19 protein-coding genes and 1 pseudogene are annotated in these 23,099 nt (G+C 69.9%); 10 read left to right on the top strand and 10 right to left on the bottom strand.

The features are described from left to right. Nucleotides 1–220 precede the first annotated feature (220 nt). From ABEA43_RS38615 to ABEA43_RS38600, 4 genes are all read right to left on the bottom strand, one after another. Complete coding sequence (locus ABEA43_RS38615; protein WP_345569885.1) at nucleotides 221–1,480, bottom strand: class I SAM-dependent methyltransferase; 1,260 nt, start codon at nucleotides 1,478–1,480, stop codon at nucleotides 221–223. A gap of 4 nt (nucleotides 1,481–1,484) precedes the next feature. Further along, complete coding sequence (locus tag ABEA43_RS38610; RefSeq protein WP_345569995.1) at nucleotides 1,485–2,834, bottom strand: FAD-binding protein; 1,350 nt, start codon at nucleotides 2,832–2,834, stop codon at nucleotides 1,485–1,487. Nucleotides 2,835–2,964: 130 nt separating this feature from the next. Then, nucleotides 2,965–3,948, bottom strand: coding sequence for an NAD(P)-dependent oxidoreductase (locus tag ABEA43_RS38605; protein ID WP_345569883.1), 984 nt, complete (start codon nucleotides 3,946–3,948; stop codon nucleotides 2,965–2,967). Beyond that, nucleotides 3,945–5,477, bottom strand: coding sequence for a serine/threonine-protein kinase (locus ABEA43_RS38600; protein WP_345569881.1), 1,533 nt, complete (start codon nucleotides 5,475–5,477; stop codon nucleotides 3,945–3,947). The genes ABEA43_RS38605 and ABEA43_RS38600 overlap by 4 nt, the downstream gene beginning before the upstream one ends. A 187-nt stretch (nucleotides 5,478–5,664) precedes the next feature. Between ABEA43_RS38600 and ABEA43_RS38595 the strand changes: the two genes are divergently transcribed. Then, the gene (locus ABEA43_RS38595; protein WP_345569879.1) at nucleotides 5,665–6,786 is read left to right on the top strand and encodes a CaiB/BaiF CoA transferase family protein; all 1,122 of its coding nucleotides are present in this window, start codon (nucleotides 5,665–5,667) and stop codon (nucleotides 6,784–6,786) included. After that, a complete protein-coding gene (locus tag ABEA43_RS38590) occupies nucleotides 6,783–7,952 on the top strand; it encodes a cytochrome P450 (protein WP_345569877.1) in 1,170 nt (389 codons plus the stop codon). Before ABEA43_RS38595 ends, ABEA43_RS38590 begins: the two co-directional genes overlap by 4 nt. Here the strand turns inward: ABEA43_RS38590 and ABEA43_RS38585 are convergent. Next, on the bottom strand, nucleotides 7,909–9,150 hold the full coding sequence (locus tag ABEA43_RS38585; RefSeq protein ID WP_345569874.1) for an FAD-dependent monooxygenase: 1,242 nt from the start codon (nucleotides 9,148–9,150) through the stop codon (nucleotides 7,909–7,911). The genes ABEA43_RS38590 and ABEA43_RS38585 overlap by 44 nt on opposite strands. A 79-nt stretch (nucleotides 9,151–9,229) precedes the next feature. On the opposite strand from ABEA43_RS38585, the gene ABEA43_RS38580 reads away from it, so the two are divergent. Beyond that, on the top strand, nucleotides 9,230–9,748 hold the full coding sequence (locus ABEA43_RS38580; RefSeq protein WP_345569872.1) for a TetR/AcrR family transcriptional regulator: 519 nt from the start codon (nucleotides 9,230–9,232) through the stop codon (nucleotides 9,746–9,748). A gap of 1 nt (nucleotide 9,749) precedes the next feature. Here ABEA43_RS38580 and ABEA43_RS38575 read toward each other — a convergent pair whose 3' ends face one another. Further along, nucleotides 9,750–10,202, bottom strand: a complete 453-nt coding sequence (locus tag ABEA43_RS38575; RefSeq protein ID WP_345569870.1) for a GyrI-like domain-containing protein — start codon at nucleotides 10,200–10,202, stop codon at nucleotides 9,750–9,752. A 98-nt stretch (nucleotides 10,203–10,300) separates the two neighbouring features. On the opposite strand from ABEA43_RS38575, the gene ABEA43_RS38570 reads away from it, so the two are divergent. Beyond that, nucleotides 10,301–11,740 carry a GuaB1 family IMP dehydrogenase-related protein gene (locus tag ABEA43_RS38570; protein WP_345569868.1) on the top strand — a complete coding sequence of 480 codons (1,440 nt, stop codon included), beginning with the start codon at nucleotides 10,301–10,303 and terminating at the stop codon, nucleotides 11,738–11,740. A gap of 98 nt (nucleotides 11,741–11,838) precedes the next feature. Here the strand turns inward: ABEA43_RS38570 and ABEA43_RS38565 are convergent, their stop codons facing one another. Beyond that, nucleotides 11,839–12,618, bottom strand: coding sequence for an SDR family NAD(P)-dependent oxidoreductase (locus ABEA43_RS38565; RefSeq protein ID WP_345569867.1), 780 nt, complete (start codon nucleotides 12,616–12,618; stop codon nucleotides 11,839–11,841). Nucleotides 12,619–12,686: 68 nt separating this feature from the next. On the opposite strand from ABEA43_RS38565, the gene ABEA43_RS38560 reads away from it, so the two are divergent. From ABEA43_RS38560 to ABEA43_RS38545, 4 genes are all read left to right on the top strand, one after another. Continuing rightward, nucleotides 12,687–13,061, top strand: a complete 375-nt coding sequence (locus ABEA43_RS38560; protein ID WP_345569866.1) for an FKBP-type peptidyl-prolyl cis-trans isomerase — start codon at nucleotides 12,687–12,689, stop codon at nucleotides 13,059–13,061. Between the two features lie 462 nt (nucleotides 13,062–13,523). Further along, the gene (locus ABEA43_RS38555; RefSeq protein ID WP_345569865.1) at nucleotides 13,524–15,047 is read left to right on the top strand and encodes an ATP-dependent DNA ligase; all 1,524 of its coding nucleotides are present in this window, start codon (nucleotides 13,524–13,526) and stop codon (nucleotides 15,045–15,047) included. Nucleotides 15,048–15,089: 42 nt separating this feature from the next. Continuing rightward, nucleotides 15,090–15,518 carry a nuclear transport factor 2 family protein gene (locus ABEA43_RS38550; RefSeq protein ID WP_345569864.1) on the top strand — a complete coding sequence of 143 codons (429 nt, stop codon included), beginning with the start codon at nucleotides 15,090–15,092 and terminating at the stop codon, nucleotides 15,516–15,518. Nucleotides 15,519–16,133: 615 nt separating this feature from the next. Beyond that, nucleotides 16,134–16,805, top strand: a complete 672-nt coding sequence (locus tag ABEA43_RS38545) for a septal ring lytic transglycosylase RlpA family protein (RefSeq protein WP_345569862.1) — start codon at nucleotides 16,134–16,136, stop codon at nucleotides 16,803–16,805. Between the two features lie 435 nt (nucleotides 16,806–17,240). Here the strand turns inward: ABEA43_RS38545 and ABEA43_RS38540 are convergent. Next, nucleotides 17,241–17,535 (bottom strand): annotated as a pseudogene (locus ABEA43_RS38540) (TetR family transcriptional regulator); the annotation flags it as partial. A gap of 69 nt (nucleotides 17,536–17,604) precedes the next feature. Here ABEA43_RS38540 and ABEA43_RS38535 point away from each other — a divergent pair. Continuing rightward, on the top strand, nucleotides 17,605–18,435 hold the full coding sequence (locus tag ABEA43_RS38535) for a class I SAM-dependent methyltransferase (protein ID WP_345569860.1): 831 nt from the start codon (nucleotides 17,605–17,607) through the stop codon (nucleotides 18,433–18,435). Between the two features lie 1,258 nt (nucleotides 18,436–19,693). Here ABEA43_RS38535 and ABEA43_RS38530 read toward each other — a convergent pair. Beyond that, nucleotides 19,694–20,245 carry a DUF1707 and DUF4870 domain-containing protein gene (locus ABEA43_RS38530; protein ID WP_345569858.1) on the bottom strand — a complete coding sequence of 184 codons (552 nt, stop codon included), beginning with the start codon at nucleotides 20,243–20,245 and terminating at the stop codon, nucleotides 19,694–19,696. 178 nt (nucleotides 20,246–20,423) lie between these two features. On the opposite strand from ABEA43_RS38530, the gene ABEA43_RS38525 reads away from it, so the two are divergent. After that, on the top strand, nucleotides 20,424–20,768 hold the full coding sequence (locus ABEA43_RS38525; protein WP_138698403.1) for a hypothetical protein: 345 nt from the start codon (nucleotides 20,424–20,426) through the stop codon (nucleotides 20,766–20,768). A 426-nt stretch (nucleotides 20,769–21,194) separates the two neighbouring features. Here the strand turns inward: ABEA43_RS38525 and ABEA43_RS38520 are convergent, their stop codons facing one another. Then, nucleotides 21,195–22,688 (bottom strand): DUF4192 domain-containing protein, encoded by a 1,494-nt coding sequence (locus ABEA43_RS38520; RefSeq protein ID WP_345569857.1) that lies wholly within the window; start codon nucleotides 22,686–22,688, stop codon nucleotides 21,195–21,197. Nucleotides 22,689–23,099 lie beyond the last annotated feature (411 nt).

The following is a 23,099-nucleotide window of genomic DNA, read 5'->3' as shown; positions in this document are numbered from 1 at the left end:
GTAACCTTACGCTCACGTTGAGCAGTCAGGAGAGGCAAAGGAGGTCGCGTGGGCAGGCACGCCAAACCCCGCAGTCCCCAGGACACGCCGGACGACTCCCAAGAAGGCGCCAACCTGGACGAGAGCCAGGCGAGCCGCGGCAAGCATGCGGCCGGCCCGACCAACGAGAAGTAGCCGACCGCTGGGAGGCGCTGACCCGCAGCGCCTCCCGAGGTCCCGTCTACGGCCAGTCGGTCGAGGGCCGGAGCTGGACGCCTGAGCGGCCCTCCCGGTCGAGCTTGACGCCCAGCACCTGGTGGAGCTGGACCTTGTTGCGCTCGAAGCCCACGATGCAGCCCGCCATGTAGAGGGCCCACACCCGGGCCGTCCCCATGCCGACCTCCTGCACCGCGTCCGTCCAGTTGGTGTCGAGGTTGTCGCACCAGTGGCGCAGGGTCTTCGCGTAGTGCTCGCGCAGGTTCTCCTCGTGGCGGACCTCGAAGCCGATGTCCTCCATCTGCCTGATCAGCCAGCCCACCGACTCCAGCTCACCGTCGGGGAAGACGTAGCGGTTGATGAAACCGCCCTTGTTGAACGTCTTCTCCTTGCCGGTCGGCCGGGTGATGCAGTGGTTGAGGATGCGCCCGCCCGGCCGCAGCTTGCTGTAGAGGAACTCGAAGTACGACGGCACGTTCGACTTGCCGATGTGCTCCGTCAGGCCGATGGAGCTCACGGCGTCGAAGCCGCCCTCCTTGACGTCGCGGTAGTCCATGAAACGGACCTCCGCCAGGTCCTGCAGGCCCGCCTCCGCAATGGCCTTCTGCGCCCACTCCGCCTGCTGCTTGCTCAAGGTCACGCCGAGCACCTTGACGCCATAGTGTTTGGCCGCGTGCATGACCATGCCGCCCCAGCCGCAGCCCACGTCGAGCAGCCGCATGCCGGGCTTGAGGTCCAGCTTGCGGGCCACGAGGTCGAACTTGGCGTACTGGGCCTCCTCCAGCGTCGACTCCTCCTCGGGGAAGACGGCGCAGGTGTAGGCCATGGAGGGGCCGAGCACCCATTCGTAGAAGCGGTTGGAGACGTCGTAGTGGTGGTGGATGGCCTCCGCGTCACGCTGTTTGGCGTGCCGGGAGCCCAGCTTGGCCAGCGCACTCTGCCGGATCTCCTGCGGAGGCGGCGGCACGCGCATGAGGAGGGGCTTCATGCCCAGCGAACGGACCGCGGCGAGCTTCTCGGCCGTGGTCAGGTCGTTGGTCGTGATGTTCCACATGCGGTCGAGCAGCGCGTACATGTCGCCGTGCACATCGATGTGCCCCGAGATGTACGCCCTGGCGAGGCCGAGCTCTCCCGGGGCCTGCGCCAGGTAGGCCACCGCGATCGGGGTTTTGACTTCCAGGGCGAGGTCGGCCCCGTCCGGCCCCGCCTTGCTGCCGTCGTAAGCCATGAACGCGATGTTCGCTTCCGGACCTACGATCTTTTCAAAGATGGTTGCGAGAGCCATCAGCTCACCTTCCCCGTACACACTTTTCGTACAGGTCCAGCAGGCGACTGTTCGAGTCGTATTCCCGCTTGACCGGCCAATAGGCGTCACCGTTGTACAGCTGCCAGAACTGCTCACGGGCGTAGAAGGAAGTCGAGTAGAGCGACTTGTGACCGTCGAGCTCGTGCACCGAGTTCTCGATCAGCCGGTTGTAGTAGCCGTCGAACTGCCCCCGTGGCAGCGGCACCATTCCCCAGAAACCGAAGTTGACGTAGAGCTTGTTCGGCTCCAGGGGGTAGAGGGGCCAGCGGGACGACGCCCGCAGCGGGCACATCCACACCGGCGTCATGCCCACCTTGTCGTGGAAGAACTCCAGGAACTCCGCGCCCCGCTCGACCGGGACCTCCACGTCCTGGATCACCGACTCCTGCACCGGCTGGTCGCGCCACCTGTCGACGCGGGCGGTCACGCCGTATTTCCGGTCGAGCGCCACGAGACGCCGGTAGACGTCGGAGCGCATCCAGCGGCGCGGCATCAGCGAGCGGACCATCGGCTGCTGCACGCCGAAGGCGCGCGAGCACCAGAACCAGTCGGTGTCCCAGCGCCACAGGTAGTCGCGGATGGTCAGCCAGTCGCGGTTGCGCTGCCTGATCGACTGGTAGTAGATGCGCATCCCGGTGTAGTCGGAGGCGTAGGGCGCGCGCTCGGCGAAGCGGCCGAGGGTGATGTACATCTCACCCGGCTGGAAGAAGACGCCGTCCACGAAGTCGACGTTCTCCCCGTCGTACACCATGCTGTCGCTGATCTCCTGCATGGCCAGCATGCACTTGGCGGCGTCGGTGAACTTGACGTGGGTGAGATGGACGTACGGCTGGACCTTGCGCAGCTTGATCTTGATGCGCAGCGCGTAGCCGAGCGTGCCGTAGGAGTTGGGGAACGACCGGAAGAGCTCGCGATGCTCGTTGTCCGCGCGGGCCACCACGATGCGCCCGTCGCCGGTGAGGATCTCGAGCTCCTCGACCGACTCGTGCGGCAGGCCGTCCCTGAAGCTGGTGGATTCGATGCCGAGCCCCGTCACGGCACCGCCCAGCGTGATCGTCTTGAGCTGCGGCACCACGTAGGGCATGAGACCGTGCGGCAGCGTGGCGTCGACCAGGTGCTCGTACGTCGTCATGCCCTGAACCTGGGCCGTCATGGTCTCCGGATCGACGCTGATGACCTCGTCGAGGTCCCTGGCCGACAGCTTGGCCGTCCGGCCCTGGTCACGGAACCTGAACAGGTTGGACGTGGACTTGGCCAGCCGGGGCGCGGCACCTCCGGGGATCTCGGCGTACGACTGCCGGATCTGCTCTACTGCCCGCTGGTGTGTCGACATCGTCGTCGTCACGGAAGCACCCCCTGGAGCTGGTAGAGATCGTCCGTAAGACGGTATCTCTCACGAGCGAGCCGGACCAGACCGGGGTCGTTAAAGACACGAAAACTGTTCAGCGTGGCAGGTGAAATGCCTACGTGGTAGGCGAATCCGTAAACTTCCTGTTGATCGTCGGTGATACGCCGTTCAGGACCCCGTCCACCTCGCGGCCCTCGATGGCGGCGGTCAGGTTGTCCATGGTGGCGGTGAGCAGGCGGCTCGTGGCCTCCGGCGTGACGCCGGCGACGTGCGGCGACAGCAGGACGTTCGGCAGGTCGCGCAGCGGGTCGGCGGCGGGCAGCGGCTCCTCGTCGAACACGTCGAGCGCCGCCCCGCCGAGATGGCCCGCGCGCAGGGCCTCGACGAGCGCCTCCTGGTCCACGACCCCGCCTCTGGCCGCGTTCACCAGCAGGGAGCCCGGCTTCATCCGGCCGGGGTCGATGAGGCCGCGGGTCTCGTCGGACAGCGCGATCACGACCACCACGACGTCACTGCCCGACACGAGCGCGTCCAGCTCCTCGAAGCCGGCGTCCGCGCGTGGCGTACGGGTCCAGTAGGACGCCTGGCAGCCCAGCGCGCGGAACATCTCGACGCAGCCGGCGCCGATCGGGCCGTAGCCGACCACGCCGACGCGGCGCCCGCGCAGCTCGCGGGGCTGCAGGCCCTGCTGAGGCCACTCGCCCGCGCGTACGGCGGCGTCGGCGGCGCCCAGCTTGCGCGACAGCGACAGCGTCGCGGCCAGGCACCACTCCGAGACCGCCACGGCGCTGACCCCCGGCGTGTTGGCCAGCGGCACCCCGGCGGCGGCCAGGGCGTCGAGGTCGTGGCCGTCCACGCCCACGGAGGGCTGCTGCACGAAGGCCAGCAGCGGCGCCGACTTGACCGCCTCGGCGTCCAGCGCCAGCGTGCCGGTCCAGTCGCCGAGCACGATCTCCGCCTCAGGCAGCGCGGCGAGCAGCGCCTCCCGGTCGCGCGCCGCGGGCACGCGCACCGTCACCTGGTCGCCGAGCGGGGCGAGCAGGCGGCGCATCAGCTCCTCGGGGAGCGGGGGCAGGGCGAGCAGGTTCCAGGGGCTCATGCCCCCACAGTAAAGCTGCTGATCACCTGCCGCATAAGCCCCTTGTTCCTGAGCCACTGGGCCTCGGTGGCCGTCCACGACAGGAGATAGGCGGTGTCGCCGATCGCCACCGCCCTGCGCACCTCGCGGTAACGGGTGCCCGGCGTGGTCCAGGGCGTGTCTCCGGTGGCGCCCGCGGTCCAGGAGAACTCCCACTCCACGGCCTTGGCGCCCTGGTGCACGACCGTCCTGCGGCCGCGGTTGACGACGTTCGCGGCGTTCTGCCGGACCGTCTCCTCCGCGTCGCGCATGACCTGGCTCGGGTCGGTGTTGGCGTAGCGGGCCTCGACGCCGAGGTGGGCGCCCCGGTCCCGGCGCGTCCACTCGGTGTAGGCCTCGTTGAGCGCGCCCCGCCAGCCCGTCGGCCGCATGATCGACCAGCCGTCACGCGACTTCCACACGCGTACGGCAGGGACGATCTTGCTCACGGTGGGCGTCGGGGTCGGCGTCGGGGTCATGGTGGGCGTGGCCGTCATGCTCGGCAGCGGGCTGATCGCCGCGGCCGGCTGCGCGGTGCTGCGCGGGGTTCCCTCCGCCGGGGAGGAGAGCCTGAAGTAGGCGACCGTGCCGCCCGCGACCATCAGCACCGCCGCGGCTCCCGCGGCCAGCAGGGCCCGGCCGCGCCCGCCCCGCTTCTTCGCCGGCACGTCCAGGTCCGTGTGCGCGGGCTTGCTCGCGACGATGGCCGCGAGCAGGCGGTCGGTCTCCTCCGCGTCCAGCCGGTCCTCGGGCTCCTTGCGCAGCAGGCCGCGCAGGACCGGGTGCATGGCCGGCGGGATCCTGCGGTAGTCGGGCTCCTCGGTGAGCAGCGCGTTCAGCGTCGACATGGGGTCGCCCCGCTCGAACGGCGAGCGCCCGACCATGCAGGCGTACAGCGTGGCGCCCAGCGACCACAGGTCCGAGGGCGGCCCCGCCTCGGCGGCGCGCACCCGCTCTGGGGCCAGGAAGCTCGGTGAGCCGGTCACCATGCCGGTCTGGGTGAGCGACGCGTCACCCTCGGCCGTGGCGATGCCGAAGTCGGTCAGCACGGCCCGGCCGTCGTCGGCCAGCAGGATGTTGCTGGGTTTGACGTCCCTGTGCAGGATGCCGGTCTCGTGTGCCGCCTTCAGCGCGGACAGCACCTGCCTGCCCACGTCGGCCGCCTGCCGCACGGGCAGCGCGCCCGTGGTGAGCACGACCTCCTCCAGGGAGGGATGGCGCAGCAGCTCCATCACGATCCAGGGCCGGCCGCCTTCCTCGACGACGTCGTAGACGGCGACGACCGACGGGTGGTTGAGCTTGGCCGCCATACGCGCCTCGCGGGCGGTACGCATGAGCTGGCGCTCCTGGTCCCCCGGCGACAGCCCGTCGGGCAGCAGCACTTCCTTGATGGCGACCTGCCTGTTGAGCAGGGTGTCGCCACCTTCCCAGACCACGCCCATTCCCCCGCGACCCAATTCGCGCAGTAACTGGTAGCGCCCTGCGATGAGCCGGTTGCCATCCGAAACCATGTCCTACCCCTGTAGCGGCGCATGCGCCTGCTGCAGATATCCGCGCACGCGGCTATCTGTAGACCACCCGAACAGTGGGCAAGTTTCCCATACCTCCCACAACTTCGCCGGAAGGTCGCGAAGGCGGCTTGCCACAGGTCACCGAATGTTGTTCTACTGAGGCAGAGTCCACACCGAGGAGAGGTCCATGCCTGAAGTTCGCCGGGGTCCGCTTGCGGGTGTGCGCGTGCTGGAGCTCGCAGGGCTCGCCCCAGGGCCGTTCGCGGGAATGATGCTAGCCGATCACGGCGCTGACGTGCTGCGAATCGATCGGGTCGGCGCCGTCTCCGACCGGCCGCGCACGGACGTCATGGACCGCGGCAAGCACACGATCGGGCTCGACCTGAAGTCCACGGAAGGCGTCGCGGCCTTCAAGAAGCTGGCCAGGAACGCCGACGCGGTGATCGAGGTGTTCCGGCCGGGCGTGGCAGAACGGCTCGGCATCGGGCCGGCGGATCTGCACGCGGTCAACGAGCGGCTCATCTACGGCCGCATGACCGGATGGGGGCAGGACGGCCCGCTCGCGCCCACCGCCGGGCACGACATCGACTACATCGCCGTCTCCGGGATCCTGTCGATGCTGGGCCGCGAAGGGGACAAGCCGACGCCGCCGATCAACATCCTGGGCGACTTCGCCGGCGGCGGGCTCATGCTCGCGTACGGGGTGCTGCTCGCCCTGTTCGAGCGGGAGCGGACGGGTGCGGGCCGGGTGATCGACGCGGCCATGGTGGACGGGGCGTCGATCCTGTTCGCGATGTTCTACCAGGCCGCGGCGAGCGGTCACTGGGGGCCGCGCGGCACGAACCTCCTGGACACCGGCGCCCCGCAGTACGACACGTACGAGACGGCCGACGGCGGCCATCTGGCCGTCGGGTCGCTGGAGCCGCAGTTCTGGGAGGCCATGGTGACCCTCATGGGCCTGACGGACCTGCCCGACAGGAACGACAGGAGCCAGTGGCCCGCGTTGAAGGCCCGGCTGGCCCAGGAGTTCAAGACCAGGACGCGGGCCGAGTGGGAGGCGCTCTTCGAGGGCTCCGACGCCTGCGTCTCCCCCGTGCTGTCCATGGCGGAGGCCGCCACCCACCCGCACAACGTCGCCCGCGGCAGCTTCACCGAGGTCGGGGGCCTCGCCCAGCCGCTGCCCGCGCCCCGCCTGCTCGGCGTCCCCGCGCAGGACCTCTCCCCCGCGACCCGCCTGACCGACCTGTCCTCCTGGGGCCTGTCGCAGGAGGAGGCGGACAAGCTACGCAGCCAAGGGGTGCTCGCATGAACGGCCCACCCGACTTACCCGACTTGCTCGACGGCGCCCTGTACGCGGGCGACCCCGGCCCCGTGTACGCGTGGCTGCGCGAACACGCCCCCGCCTACTACGACGCGGCCAACGGCCTGTGGGGCATCTCCCGCCACGCCGACATCGCGGCCATCGAGCGCGACCCCAAGCTGTGGACCAGCACCGGCGGCTACCGCCCCCAGTTGCCCTCAGAGCCGTCGATGATCGGCCTGGACGATCCCGGGCACGCCGAGCGCCGCCGCCTCGTCTACCGCCGTTTCACGCCGCGCCACGTACACGAGCGCTACGCCGCCCGCGTCCGCGAGGTCGTCGTCGAGCAGCTCGAACGGGCACTGGAGCAGGGCACGGTGGACGCGGTGCCGGAGCTGGCCGCGCCGCTGCCCGCCCGCATGATCGGCTGGCTGCTCGGGTTCCCCGACGAGGACTGGCCGAAGCTCAAGCACTGGTCGGAGACCACGATCGTGGCCGGCGGCGGCCTGCGTTACGTCACCCACGAGGCCGCCGTGGCCGCCGGCGAGTACGGCGAGGCCGTGCTGGCCCTGGCCGCGGAGCGCCGCGCGAGCCCGCGCGACGACCTGATGTCCCTGTGGTGCGCCACCCCGGGCTACGACGACACGAGCCTGGCGAACGACGCGCTGCTGCTGCTCGACGGCGGCGCGGAGACCACCAGGACGGTCATCGCCACCACCATCGACGCGCTCATCCGCCACCCGGACCAGTGGCGGCTGCTGCGCGCGGACAAGGGGCTGATGGAGGGGGCGGTGGAGGAGTTCATCAGGTGGACCACACCGATTCTCAACATGTGCCGCGCGGCCACCCGCGACACCTCGCTGCACGGACAGCGGATCACCGAGGGGCAGCAGGTCCTGCTCATGTACGGCGCGGCGAACCGGGATCCCGAGGTGTTCGACGAGCCGGAGGTGTTCGACGTGACCCGCAAGCCGGGCGGCCACATCGCGTTCGGCCACGGCGCCCATTTCTGCCTGGGTGCGGCGCTGGCCCGGCTGGAGCTGCGGATCTTCTTCGAGGAGTGGCTCGACCGGGTGGGCTCGGCGGCCTGGGCGGATCAGGAAGGGCCGCGCATCCTGCCCAACGCCTTCGTCAGGGGCGTGACGTCCTTCCCGATCGTGCTCCGGCGGCGTTGAAGGCCGAGTAGTCCTTCAGCTCGATCGAGTCGTGCAGGCGCACCCCCTTGCTGCTGATCTTGGTGGCCGCCTTGGTGAGCGCGGCCGGCAGGTGGTTGATCAGCCGCATGCCCTGCGCGAGCGCCCACAGGTCGAACCGGGTGCGCGGCACGATGCGCTTGGCCGCGCCGACGGCGAACGAGCGGCTGCGGCGCACGTAGTCGCCGATCTCGGCCTCGTAGGCCGGATAGGCCCGCGTGTGGTCCCCGCCGTGCGCGGCCAGCTCGCCCGCCAGGATGTAGGCGCCCACCACCGCCAGGCTCGTGCTGCCTCCGACCGCCGGCCCCGGGCAGTAGCCGGCGTCGCCCACCAGCGTCACCCGGCCGCGCGACCAGGTGTCCAGGCGGAGCTGGGTGATCGAGTCGAAGTAGAACGCGGGCGTGCGGTCCAGCTCGGCGAGGAGCGTGGGCACCGCCCAGCCCATGCCCTCGAAGCGGGCCCGCAGCAGCTCCTTCTGCCTGGCGACGTCCCTGTGGTGGTAGTCGAGCGGCTCCGGCGTCCTGAAGAAGAACCCCGCCCGCGCGTCCTCCAGATCCGCGGCGCCGTACATGGCCGCCATCCTGCCGACCCCGGCGATGCCCTCCATGCGGCCGTCGAGCCCCAGGTGGTTCGGCACCGTGAGGACGGCCAGGTAGGCGCCGATCCAGGTGGTGAAGCGCGACTCTGGGCCGAAGACCAGGCCACGGACGTTGGAGTGCAGGCCGTCGGCGCCGATCACCAGGTCGTACGTCTCCGTCCGGCCGCCGTCGAAGACCACCTCGCCCGCTTCGGAGATCGAGGCGATGGAGTCGCCGAAGACGTACTCCACGTCGTCGCGGGTGACGTCGTAGAAGATCTCGCTGAGGTCGTCGCGCATGATCTCGACGTGCCGGTCGGAGACGGCGTTCATGACGCGGCGCAGCTCCAGCTCGATGGGCTTGCGCACGCCCTCTCTGAAGATCGTCAGGTGCTCCGTGCCGGTCTTCTTCGCCCGCACCGGCTCCAGCACGCCCATCTGCTCGACGATGTCCATCGCCGGCCTGAACAGGTCGACCGCGTGACCGCCCGTCTTACGCAGCCCGGGGGCCCGTTCGACGACCGTGACGGAGAAGCCGTACCTGGTGAGCCAGTACGCGAGAGCCGGCCCGGCGATGCTCGCGCCCGAGATGAGGACTCGCATGGCCTCCTCCTTACTTAACGGATGGTAAGTGCGACGCTAGCATCTTACTTAACGATAGGTAAGGGGTATTCTTGGGCGCATGCCCAGCGACACCAAAGCACGCATCCAGGCCGTGGCACGCGAGCTGTTCGCCCAGCAGGGCGTCCAGAACACGAGCCTGCGCCAGATCTCCGACCGGCTGGGCATCACCAAGCCCGCCCTCTACTATCACTTCGCCTCACGCGACGACCTGGTGCGCAGCATCATCCAGCCGATGATCGAGGACATCGAGCGGTTCGTGAGCACGCGGCAGCCGGGCGACGCCAGGGAGCTGCTCGACGACTATTTCGACCTGATCTGGCGGCACCGTGAGGTGATCGTCATGGTGGTGCGCGAGCTGTCGACGCTGGGCGTGCTGGATCTGGGGGCGCGCATGTTCGACTGGCGGCGCCAGGTGATCACGCTGCTGCTGGGGCCCGAGCTCACGCAGGCGCAGCACATCCGGGCGACGGTGGCGCTCGGCGGGATGTCCGACTGCTCGGTCGAGTACGCGCACCTGCCGCTGGAAGAGGTCAAGCCGACGGCCGTCGAAGCGGCGGCCGCCGCGCTCGGACTCTGACTTATACCGCTATGTAGAGGTCGGCCCCCTCGGGGTGGTGGACCTCGAGGTCCGTCGTGAAGGCGCGCGACGGTGTGCCGCCCGACTCGGTGTGCTTCCACACCCGCTGCCACGCCTCGACGAGGGCCTGCGGCATCTGGCCGCGGGCCGCCAGCCGCAGCGCGTGGGCGGCCGGCACGCGTACGGCCACCATGCCCTCGGGGATCCGCGGCACCGTGCGCACCCCGGTCCCGACGATCTGCGTGTAGGCCCCGTTGTGGCCGCTCTCGTAGTCGGTCAGCACGGCGTAGAGGTTCTCGTCGAGTCGTCCCGGCACGTGCGCGAAGGCCCCCGGCGCGCCCACCCGCTGCCACAGAGTCGGCAGTTTGGCCCGTGCGGGATCCATCTCGTCGGCATTCGTGGTGCGTACGGCGAAGCCGACCACGACCAGCTCGGCCCGATCAATGACGTCCACAGACCCTCCCCTCCCCCAAAAGTGTCCCGGCCGATCATAAGCCCCCGAGAAAGGGGGAAACCCCTTGATGACACTGTCACCACATAAGATGGATGAACGTGAAGTTTCTCAATGACCTCGATCCTCCCTACGATTTGACCTATAGCGACGTGTTCATGGTCCCGTCGCGCTCCTCGGTCGGTTCCCGGCTCGGAGTCGACCTATCGTCGAACGACGGCACCGGCACCACCATCCCCATCGTCGTGGCGAACATGACCGCGGTCGCCGGCCGCCGCATGGCCGAGACCGTGGCACGAAGGGGCGGCATCACCGTCATCCCGCAGGACATCCCGCTGGACGTCGTGGCGAACGTCGTCGACTGGGTCAAGAAGCGCGACCTCGTCCACGACACGCCCCTCACCCTCACCCCCCACGACACCGTCGGGGAGGCGCTGCAACTGCTGCCCAAGCGGGCGCACGGCGCGGTCATCGTGGTCGACTGGGACAACCGGCCGGTCGGCGTGGTCACCGAGGCCGACTGCCAGGGCGTGGACATGTTCACGCAGCTCTCGTACGTCATGTCCGGCGACCCGCTCACGCTGCCGGCCGGGCTGGACCCGCGCGCGGCGTTCGAGCGGCTGCACGAGGGGCGGCACCGGCTGGCGCCCATCGTGGACGAGGGCGGGCGGCTGGTGGGCATCCTGACCCGTACGGGCGCCCTGCGCGCCACCCTCTACCAGCCCGCGCTCGACGACATGGGACGGCTGCGCATCGCGGCCGCGGTCGGCGTCAACGGCGACGTGGCCGCCAAGGCCAAGGAGCTGCTGGAGGCCGGGGTCGACTGCCTGGTCGTGGACACCGCGCACGGCCACCAGGAGAAGATGATCTCCGCTCTGCAGGCCGTCAGGGCCCTCGATCCGGGGGTGCCGGTCGCGGCTGGCAACGTGGTGACGGCGTCCGGCGTGCGCGATCTGGTGGCCGCGGGGGCCGACATCATCAAGGTCGGGGTGGGGCCGGGCGCCATGTGCACCACCCGCATGATGACCGGGGTCGGACGGCCGCAGTTCTCGGCCGTGCTGGAGTGCTCGGCCGAGGCCCGGCGGCTGGGGCGGCGCGTGTGGGCGGACGGCGGCGTGCGCCACCCGCGCGACGTGGCGCTGGCGCTGGCCGCGGGGGCCTCGAACGTGATGATCGGCTCGTGGTTCGCGGGGACGTACGAGTCGCCCGGTGACACCCATACCGATGCGAACGGGCGCAAGTACAAGGAGAACTTCGGCATGGCCTCCGCGCGGGCCGTGCGGCTCAGGACGGCCGAGGACTCGGCGTTCGACCGGGCCAGGAAGGCGCTGTTCGAGGAGGGCATCTCCACGTCCAGGATGTATCTCGATCCGAAGCGGCCCAGCGTGGAGGACCAGATCGACGCGATCGTGGCGGGGCTGCGGTCGTCGTGCACGTATGCGGGGGCGGGGAATCTGGAGGAGTTCCACGCGCAGGCGGTGGTGGGGGTCCAGAGCTCGTCGGGGTACGCGGAGGGCATGCCGCTGCATCAGAGCTGGTGACGCCCCCGGGCGCCCTCGCCTCTAGGCACCTGGCTCTTGGGCGCCTGGCTCTTGGGCGCCTGGGTTTTGGGCGCCTGACGCAGCCCCCGCCCTCGCCCTCAGACGCGACGCCAGCCGCCTGCGGCGTGGATCCCTCCGTCCACGTGCACCGTCGTCCCCGTGACGAACCTGGCCAGGTCTCCGGCCAGGAACAGGGCCGCCCCCGCAGCGTCGCAGGGCCGGCCGAGGTGGCCGAGCGGCGGCACCCGTACCGGGTCGTAGGGCAGCGGACGGGCCAGCATGCGCTCGCGCACGCCCGACTCGCCGGCCGTCTGCAACGCGTCGGGCGCGATCGCGTTGACCCTGATGCCGCGGGGCGCCAGCTCCAGCGACAGGGACTTGGTCAGGCTCTCCAGCGCGGCTTTCATGGCCGCGTACAGGGCGAAGCCCGGTGCGGCCTGGTGCGCCTCGCTGGAGGTCACGTTGATGATCGAGGCGCCGGCGCCCATCATCGGCAGCATGCGCCTGGTCATGCCGGTGACCTGCGTGAAGTTCTCCTCGATGAGGATCTGCTCGCCGCGCGGCGAGGTCTCCGCGAACGCGGCGTGGAAGGTGCCGCCCGCGTTGTTGACCAGCACGTCCACGCGGCCCCACCGCTCGCGTACGGCCTGGGCGAACAGCTCCACGGCCACGTGATCCCGTACGTCGAGGGTCATCGCCAGCTCGGCGTGGGACCTTTCGTCGGAGATGTCGGCAGGCTTGTCGCGGTCGCAGACGGCGACGTGGGCACCGAACGCGGCGAACGCCTCGGCGATCGCCAGCCCGATGCCCCGGGCCGCTCCGGTGACGACGGCGACGCGCCCGGTGAGCAGGATCGCGTCGGGAGAAAGGGCGGCCATGAACGATGACGATATCCCGACCGCATAGAGTCGTCGGGTCCATTCCTCATCGTCAACAGGAGCACTTCGTGGCACTCGAAAAGCCCGAGATCGACTTCCCGGGGGGCAACCCGCCCGCTGACCTGGAGATCGTCGACCTGACCGTGGGCGACGGCCCGGAGGCCAAGCCCGGCCAGAAGGTAAGCGTTCACTACGTGGGCGTGGCGTTCTCGACCGGAGAGGAGTTCGACGCGTCGTGGAACCGCGGCAGTGCGTTCGAGTTCCCCCTCGGCGCCGGTCGCGTCATCGCCGGCTGGGACCAGGGTGTCGCGGGCATGAAGGTCGGCGGCCGGCGCCAGCTGACCATCCCGCCGCACCTCGGTTACGGCAGCAGTGGGGCCGGCGCCCGCATCAAGCCGAACGAGACGCTCATCTTCGTCGTCGACCTGCTCGGCGTCAGCTGACCCACCGCACCGTCGCCGACCTGGCACGACGCCAGCCGGCTTGGTCACCGACCCCGCACGACGTCAGGCAGTCCGGTCACCGACCTCGTATGACGTCAGGCAGTCCGGTCACCGACCTCACACGGCGTCAGCGGGCTTGGTCACCAACCTCGTACGGCATCTGCCGGCTTGGTCGGCGACCTGCGCGGCTTCGGCCGACACACCGCGCGGTGCCGCGGGCCGCTCACACGGCGGCCCGCGGCACCCCCGCCCGGCTCCCGCCACACCACGGCCGGCTTCCACCCCGCCACGGCCACGCCCCGCCGCGCCACGGCCGAGCCCCCCGCACCATGGCCGGATCCCGCCAACCGCCATCATGGCCGGGTCCCGCCGCGCCATGCTCATGGTCGGCTCACGACGGTTGCGACACACTCGTCCAATACCGGGTGGGGAAATGTCGGCCGGGTGAGGCACCATAGGCGTGTGCTTCTGATCGACGTGGTCCGGGTGTCCGAGGCGGTGACGCGCACGTCCGCCAGGCTCGGCAAGATCGGCCATCTGGCGGAGCTGCTTGGCAGGGTCGGCCCGGAGGAGGCGGAGATCGCGATCTCCTACCTTTCCGGCGAGCTGCCCCAGCGACAGGTCGGCGTGGGCTGGCGCACGCTGGAGGATCTTCCACAGCCCAAGCTGGCCGCCACCGCCACCCTGACCGCCGTCGACGCGCTGCTGTCGCGGATCAAGGCGGTCTCCGGGCAGGGCTCGCAGTCGGCGCGCAAGGCCCTGGTGGCCGACCTGTTCGCCGGGCTGACGAGCCAGGAGCAGCAGTTCATGCGCCGGTTGCTGCACGGCGAGCTGCGCCAGGGCGCGCTCGACGGCGTCATGATCGAGGCGGTGGCCAAGGCCTCCGGCGCGCCGTCGGCCGACGTCCGGCGCGCGCTCACGCTGCGCGGCTGGCTGCCCGCCGTCGGAGCCGCCGCGCTGGCCGGCGGGGTCGAGTCGCTGCACGCGTTCCGGCTGGAGGTGGGCCGGGCGGTCTCCCCCATGCTGGCGGGCAGCGCGCCCAAGGTCGCCGCCGCGCTGGAGAAGGCGGGCACGCCCGCGGCGCTGGAGTGGAAGCTCGACGGCGTACGCGTGCAGGCCCATCGTTCGGGCTCGGAGGTGCGCGTCTTCACCCGTACGCTCGACGACATCACGCCGCAGGTGCCCGAGCTGGTCGAGGCGCTGCTGGAGATGCCGTCGGAGGATCTGGTGCTCGACGGCGAGGTGATCGCCCTGCGTCCCGACGGGCGCCCCCATCCGTTCCAGGTCACGGCGAGCCGGGTGAGCAGCAAGACCAACGTCGCCCAGCTCCGCGAGCAGACGCCGCTGAGCGTGTTCTTCTTCGACGCCCTGCGCGTCGACGGCGACGACCTGCTCGATCTGCCCTATACGCGCCGTCAGGAGGCCCTGACGCGCACGGTCCCCCATGGCCTGCTGACTCCCCACCTGATCACGGGGGACGTGGCGGAGGCGGAGAAGTTCTTCACCGACGTGGTGAAGGCCGGCCACGAAGGCCTGGTGGTCAAGTCCCTGGCCTCCCCCTACGCGGCGGGCCGCCGGGGCGCGGGCTGGATCAAAGTCAAGCCCCGGCACACGCTCGACCTGGTGGTCCTTGCGGCCGAGTGGGGCCACGGCCGCCGCGAGGGCAAGCTCTCCAACCTCCATCTGGGCGCGCGCGATCCCGAGGGCGGGTTCGTCATGCTCGGCAAGACGTTCAAGGGCCTGACGGACGAGCTGCTGGCCTGGCAGACCGAGCGCTTCCTCGAGCTCGCCGAGGGCCCGACCGACGCGTGGACGGTCCTGCTGCGGCCGGAGCTGGTCGTGGAGATCGCCTTCGACGGGGTCCAGCGCTCGCCGCGCTATCCCGGCGGCATGGCGCTGCGCTTCGCCCGGGTCCTGCGCTACCGCCCGGACAAGCGGGTGGAGGACGCCGACACGGTGGAGACGGTTCGCTCGCTCATGCTGTGACGCTGACAGCCGGTGTCAGTGATATGCCCTTAACGTGCTGAAATGACGAGAGAGATTGTCGAGGAGTTCCTGCGCCGCACCGGGGAGGGCGACCCGGAGCGGATCGCCGAGCTCTACGCACCCCAGGTGGACTGGAAGGTCAGCTGGCCGGTGGCGGACCATCCGGTGGTGCCGTGGATCAGGCCCCGAGCGACGCGGGCCGACGTAGCGGACCATTACCGGACGTTCCCGGAGCACTGCCCGCCCGACGAGGCCGTGGTGTCGGTGGACCGCGTGCTGGTCGATGGGGCGGACGCGGTCGTGGTCGGGCGCAGCTCACAGCGGGTACGAGCAACGGGAAGGCGCTTCACGATGACGTTCGCGCTGCATCTCACGGTGGTGGACGGGCTGATCGTGCGGCATCACATGTACGAGGACAGCCTCGCGGTGCTGGAGGCGTACGTGCCTGACGTGGTGCCGACGACCAGCTGACACCAGGGCGGTTCCCCCCACCGCCCCTTCACCACTCGTGAGACCTCCACCACCAACCGACGCGACCCCCCACCACCGGACCAGCACGCAACCACCCCCACCCACCAGACTCACGCGAACCCACCCCGCCAACCGCAAGGCCGCACCACCGTCACCAGCCCGGACACGGAACCACCAGCCCACCCGAGACTCCTCCCCCACCCCCGGTGCCCCCTAGCGGTGAGCTGGCACAAGGCGGCGCGGGCGGCGGCCGTGACGCGCGCGTGGCCGCGAGAACGCCCGCCGCAACCCTGAGCTCGCTATCCGGCAGTCGGACATCCTGCACCCGCGAGCCGATCATCTTTGACCCGATCAAGCCATATTTCCGAGCTTTCCGCGTTCTCCAGAAATCAGAAGATCCTCGGCGTACGCTCGGCGTCCTTGGCAAACTTGCGGCATAAGTGACATATATCACTATATGTCCCATTAAGTTGTCTTTACCTCCCGTTTGTCCCATATGTTCGTCCTCACCGCGCGGGATCCCCACCCCGCCGACGGATCGGCCAAGGAACGCCGCCCACCCCCCTCGACCTGGCCTTTCCCTTTCCTATCCCCTAGCTAGGACCGTGGTTTACCTTGGGCCAGCATTCGTACAAGCCGTCCCCTCAGGAGCGCAAAGCCGCCCCCGCCAAGCGCCGTTGGCCCCTCATCGCGGCCGGCGCCGCCGTCGTGGCCGCCGCCTCCACCACCGCCTGGGCGGCCATCGGCAACGACGACTCCCCTGAGCGCACCACCGCCCTCGCCGCATCCACCCCCTCGGCCAAGCCGGCCGCAGGCCATGCCGCAACCCCGAACGAAGCCACCCGCCGCCCCACCCCCACGACGACCTCCCCGGCCCCCAAGCCCCCGGAGGCCGCTCACCCGAAGAGCACCAAGACTCCGGAGCCGACCAGCGCGAAGGCCACCAAGTCCCAGGAGCCCAGAGCCAAGAAGGAAACCTCGAAGCCCAAGCTCCGCGTCCTCTCGACCGGCTCCTGCGGCGCCTCGTTCTACGGCGAGCCCCAGATGACGGCCAGCGGCGAACGCTTCAACCCCTCCGCCATGACCGCCGCCCACAAAACCCTCCCGCTGGGCAGCAAGGTCCGCGTCACCAACCCCAACAACGGCGAATCGGTCACGGTCCGCATCAACGACCGCGGCCCGTACATCGGCGGCCGCTGCCTAGACCTCTCCAGAGCCGCCTTCGCCGCCATCGGGAACACGGGTGCGGGCGTCATGAGGGTCAAATACGAGGTCCTGGCCCGCTGACACCCTCCCACCCCCTGTCGGCCGAAGCACGTCCACACGCCACCAGCCCAGTAGCTTGATACGACCCCGGCACCAGCAGCCGTCCGGACAGCCACCGGTTGAACACAGACGCGCTCGAATCCCGAGAGGGCCGGCACCGGCTTGATCACCAGGCACCGTTGCCGCGAGAGGGCGGGCATGGCGTGCTGAATGAGCCTCATCGCCGGAGCCGTGTCCCGCGCCCAAGACCTCGTCGGAGACGACGCGCTCCCTTTTACGGTCCCCATCCACGCGAACGGCCCAGGGCCTCCATTCCCACCAAGGCGCACACCGCCACCGCAGGCCAGTTACCAAGGGCCATCACCGCGGACCACCGCCGCGGACCGCCACCTATCGGAGCCAGCGCCGCGGACCATGACCGCAGACCAGCCGCCAAGGCCATCACTGCGGACCATGAGCGACCGACTCGAACAGAGCCGTCAGCGCACCCGTGAGGTTGTCGGCGACGCCCCCGGTGGAGTCGTGCAGCGCGGCCGACCGAGCCTCGATCCGGCCGATGCGGTCGAGCACGAGCTCGGCGAGGAAAGCGTCGAAGCCGGCGAAGCGCCGGCGCAGTACACCTTTGGCGCACCCCGCCTCCGTGGTGACCGCCCGGCTGGTCAGCGCATTGGGACCGTCCCGGAGCAGAACGCGTTCTGCGGCGTCGAACAGCTGCTCGCGCACGTCGTCGGAGGGCCACTCCTGTCGGCATCGCGCATGCTCCTTCGCTCGCAGGGCACACTCGCTTGCCGAGTGGGCACATGCCCACTATGGTGGGCGCATGCCCACTATATCGCCGGCGGGAACGCCTACCCCTGATCCAGAACCCCATCGACACAGGCAGGTGGCGGAGTCGTTCGGTAATGATGCCGAGCGCTATGACCGGGCCCGTCCCCGATATCCCCAGGCCATGGTGGACCGGATCGTCGCCGCCTGCCCTGGACCTGACGTCCTCGACGTCGGATGCGGCACCGGCATCGAAGCCCGCCAGTTCCAGGCGGCCGGCTGCAAGGTGCTGGGCGTGGAGCCCGACCCCCGGATGGCCGACTTCGCGCGGCACAGCGGGGTCGAGGCGGAAGTGGCGACGTTCGAAGCCTGGGACCCGGTCGGCCGGGACTTCGACGCGGTCATCGCCGGAATGGCCTGGCACTGGGTGGACCCTGTCGCAGGAGCGGTCAAGGCCGCACAGGTGCTGCGCCCCGGCGGCCGGTGGGCAGCATTCTGGAACGTGTCCCAGCTTCCCCCTGGCCTGGATGAGGCCATTGCCACGGTCTGCCAGCGGGTGATGCCCGACGGACCGTTCGACTTCAAAGGGATGATGAAGAATGCAGTGGACATGTACCAGTTGATGTTCGACAAGGTCGCCGACGGGATCCGGGCGGGTGGCGGGTTCGGCGAGACGGAGCAGTGGCGATTCGACTGGGAGCACCCCTGCACCCGGGACGAGTTGCTGGACCTGCTGCCGACCCAGGGCGCCTTCACCCGGCTCCCGCCGGACACGCTGGCCGAGGTGCTGGAGGGCGTCGGGGCCGCCGTCGACGCCATAGGCGGCAGCTTCACGATGCGGTACGCGACGGTCGTGGTCACCGCGGTACGCACCACTACCGCCTGACCCGCCTTCACGGCCTGTCCGTTGCCGCGGCCTGCCCGCCTTCACAGCCTCCCCGTTGCCACGGCCTGTCCATTGCCACGGCCTGTCCGTTGCCACTGTCCCCTCCACAACGGACAGGCCACCGCCGGAGCCGCTGGATCAGCCGAGTTTCACGCCGGACACACCACGGCCGCCAACCCTGAGACCCGACATGCCAACCCCTGAGAACCCAACCGCACATCACCCCAAGGCCGCCGACCATGGGCGCCCAACACCAGACGGGCAGGGCGCACTAGACGCCCACCGACCGAGGGCCCGGCCGGACACCCGGGACGGGATACGGACACCTGGGGTGGCGCGGAGTGAGACGGAGAACAGCCGAAAGTCAGAGCGAGGCCTGGGCGAGGCCTGGGCGGGGCGACGGCGTGGCGAGGCGTGAGCGAGGTGGAGCGAGGCGAGGCGTGGGCGTGGGCGGGCGCTGTGGAGCGAGGGCGGGGCGACGGCGAGGCGTGGGCGGGGCGCGGTGGAGCGAGAGAGCGCGCGAGATCAGACCAGCCTTCGGACGCCCACTGGACGAGCGAAGGTGCCATTGAGGCCTCAGCCCTGAGCGCCTGAACGAAGAGCACCTTTAGAGGCCTCAGCCGCCCACAGCGTCGGGTACGGTCCTGGACGGGTCGAGGCAGGAGCGCGAGCAGACGTCGGGCCCCGCCTCACGGAGCCTCGGGTTGAGATGCCCGAGCGGACGCCAGGTGAGGCTCTGTGGAGTGCCTGGATGGAGGCACGGACGAGCGCTCCATAGGAGGCTCGACTGGGCGCCCGGGTGAAGGCCCAGATGGGACTCTGTGGGATGCCCAAGCGGACACCCTGTGAACGCCCCAGGTGGTGGAGGCTCTGTGGGGTACCCGAATGGAGGCACGGACGAGCGCCCCGTAGGAGGCCAGAATGGGCGCCCGGGCGGAGACCCAGATGAGGCTCTGTGGAATGCCCGGTCGAGGCCCAAGATTGGGCTTCTCCGGAGTGCCCATGTGGACGCCCGGATGAGAGCTCTGTGGGGTGCTCGGACGGGCGCCCATGTAGGGGTCCGGATGGAGACCCGGGCGCCCGCATGGAGACCCCGCACGGAGGCCCGGGCGCAGACCCAGGCGGGCGCCCGCATGAAGGCCCGGGCGGAGGCCTGCATGGAGGCCCGAATGGAGCCCAGGTAGAGGCAGGCCCGCAGGAGGCCCGGATAGAGACTCTGGACGGCGGAGGTGGGTGGGTGTGTGGGGCGGCGGTGGCGTCACTTCACCAGGCGGATGGTCATCGGGTAGCGGAAGACGCCTTCCGTCAGGGCGGAGACGCCGCCGACGATGGAGAGGACGACGGCTGCCACCCAGATGAACGGCAGGAGGATGACCCCGATGACGGTGAAGGGCAGCAGGACCGTTGCCCCGACCACCGTGATCTGGAAGTTGAGTGCCTCCAGCGCCTGCCTGCGGATGTAGGGCGACGTCTTGCCGCCGGTGAGCAGCAGGATCAGCGGGCCGATGATCGGGATGCCGATGACCATCAGCATGTGTGCGGCGGCGCCGCCGAGGCGTTCGTTGCTCTCCGGGGCGCGCTCCGAGCGGACCGGTCGCGGCAGCGGGGTGCTGAGCTGGGGTACGGCTCGTGCGCCGTACAGCTCGGTCATGATCGGCATCAGGTCGCCGTGCGTGCGCGCCGTCATCGCGCGCTCCAGCCGGTCGTCGAACTCGAGCTTGTCGAAACGGCCTTCCGCGTAGGCAGTCTGGACGTGCTCCACCACATGCTCGCGGTCCTGGTTGGTGACGCGCAGTTGAGCTGGCGGCACCCGTTCCGGTCCAGGGGTTGAAGGTACCCCAGCCATAGTCGCCATGCCTCTCCTTCGAGAATCAAGCAGTTACCACTCATACTGCGTCGCGAAGGTGGGCGATGCCATCAGGAGAATCCCGGAGATGTCCCCTAGATCATCCCCGACGCAAGGCCTTCAGACGGTATAAAAAGGACTCATGAGATGGCGAGACCGCTACGGCATTCGTCGGCTGCGCGGCCCTAAGGTCGCGAAGTTCGACCGCGAGGCGACCGACGCCGACATCGAAGCGCTTATCGCTTTTGCGCGTTCGCGGCGCGGCGTCGAGTTCTATGTCGAGCCAGAGACTTTTGCCACTGATACGACCGCGGTGGCCGTGGCCGACGACGGCGAGTGGACCCGGCGCAGGGTCGGTGCGCCCGCAGTGATTCGCAAGGTCGCACGCGATCTTGCTCTGCCGGTATACGACGTTCAGCTGACCGGATATCCGCAGCGTATGCGCGCTTATAACGAGCGCCGTCGCCGCGAGGAAGGTTTGGAGTAGGAACTGACGGCCAGTTCGCCTATGCATTGACCCTCCTGTCCGCCACCGCGGCACGTTTCGACCCCATTGGGTGGTGCCGTCCGACCTCATTGGGCGGCCCCGCCTGAGCCATAGGCCGACCACCCCGAGCCAGTGGGCTGCCCTCGCCTGAACCGTTGGGCAGCCTCGTCTGATCCCACTGGGGGATGCCGTCCGACTTCATTGGGCAGCCCCGCCCGAACCCTAGGCTGACCACGCCCCAGCCGGTGGGCGACCCCCGCCTGGGCTGTTGGACAGCCCCGTCCCACCTCACTGGGCGATCCCGTCCGAGCCATTGGGCGACCTCGGCCTGCGCCAGTGGGCGGGCCCGCCCCACCTCACTGGGCGTCCCGTCTGAGCCAGTGGGCGGCCGCGCCCCAGCTGAGGAGCCGACTTCGATGGGGCCTGTCATTCCGGTGGGGATTGCAGGTCTTCATCGTCGAGAAGGTTGATCAGGGGAAGTAGCCAGGCCGCGTGGGCGGGGCCCATTGTCGCGTCGAGTTCGGCGGGGGTGGGCAGGCGGCCTCGCATGATGGTGGGCGACAGCAGGTTCTGCAGGGCGTGCATGAGCAGATTGGCCATCGAGTAGTTGGGGTCGATGGCGAGGGCGCGTTCGACGGCGATGGTGGCCTGGACGCTGTTGCCCGCCCGCCAGGCGGCCATGGCCAGCAGGGAAGCGGCCGGTGGGGCGAAGCGGGGCTCCAGCCTGCGGGTCAGGTCCTTCCATAGGAGGGCGTGGGATTCGTGCATCATGGTCCACCCCTCGTCACGAACCCTGGTGATCGCCAGGTCCAGGCCCAGTCTCGCCACTTCCGCGTCGTCCAGACGGCCGCCCTCCATGTGGGTGGTCAGGGCTGATCGGACTCTGACGAGTCCCTCGGCGACGAACTGCTTGGCGAACGCGTCCAGGTCGGGTGCCGCCATGATCTTCGCGCGGAACTCGGTGATGGCGTCGGTGGTGGCATGGCTCATCGCCATGCGTACGGGGCCGGTTACGGGGGCGATCGTGCGTTCGAGGGTCTCGCGATCGGGGAGGGCGACGAGGCCGTGTACGGTCGCCTCGGCTGCGACCTGGCTGGTGGAAGGGTCGTACGGGGTGCCTTGCGCGGGGCAGCACATCGCGAGGTTGCAGACGTATGACCAGTAGCGGCCCTCGTGGGCTCGGAGCGCCTCGCCGACGTGGACCTCGGCGCCGGTCGCGAGGAGCCTGGCCTCGTCGACCGCCGGCGTGACGACCTCGCCTGGGCCGTAGCCGACTATGACGATCTCGGTCACGCCCTCCCGGTCGAAGAGCGGGGCCAAGGGGCCAAGGGTGCCTGGGGGCAGGGGCAGGCTCCACCTGGCCACCACCTTGGCTTGGCCGTGGGCGAGGCCGATCACTATGAGGCTGTTGTGGGGGTGGAAGCCGACGAGGTAGGGCACGGCGGCCAGGATGTCGGCGGGACTGCTGAGGGTGAGGCACGGCCCTGGCTCCGGCTCCTGCCCCAGGTCTTTCGGCTCCCGCTCCTGCTCGGAGGCTTCGAGGGTGGTGTCGGCGGCATCGGGGGTGACGGTGGCATCGAGGAGATCGGGGAAGTCGGGGAGATCAGGGAGATCGGCCTCGGTGGTGGAGGTGTCGGCCGCATTGCTTGCTGAGGTCGCTCCGGAAAGGGCTCCGGGCGCGGCGGCTTGGGCGGCGGGAGTGGTGGCTGAGATGGCGGGGGCGACCGGCGCGGCGGGACTGGTGGCGGAGGCGGGGGCGGCGGCGGGGGCGGGTGCTGCGGTGAGGGTGGGAACGAAGGAGGGCGAGCTGGAAGCGGAGGTGGCAGAGCTTGGGGTGGGGATGGGGGTGGCCGAGCGTGGTGTGATGGTGGCTGAGCATGGGGTGGGGGTGGCGGCAGAAGTGGAGCCGTTGGTCGTCATGGGCCCTAAGGGTGCCGGAGCGATGGTGGGCTGCTTCTGGCCGAGCGAGGTTCTGGGGATTAAGGGAGCTCGCTCTGCCAGGGCTGTGGAAAACCGCCGTCGGCTGAAGGGGGCGACGGGTGATGGCCTCGGCTTCTGCGGAGGAGTCCGGTAGGGCTGAATGCCGTGGCCGGAATCTTAAGGGTGCAAATGGTGGCGGTCTCAGCGTACGGGTGGCCTCGGTGGCGCTGGTGGGGCTGTAGCAACCTGGGGGTGGTGGTCCCGGTGAGCGGTGGTGGTCACAGAGCAGGGTGGGGGTGGAGGGCGCAGGCTCGATGAGCGTGGTGGGCGCGGAGCCTCGGGGGTAAGCCGGGGTAGCCACGGATCAGGCGAGGCGGGCCGAACGGGCGCGGGCACGGGCCGGCCAGACGG

The organism is Nonomuraea rosea (assembly GCF_039539705.1).
Lineage (GTDB): Bacteria > Actinomycetota > Actinomycetes > Streptosporangiales > Streptosporangiaceae > Nonomuraea > Nonomuraea rosea.
Note: the sequence above shows the minus strand (reverse complement) of the source record. Positions and strands in the feature narration are given on the sequence as shown.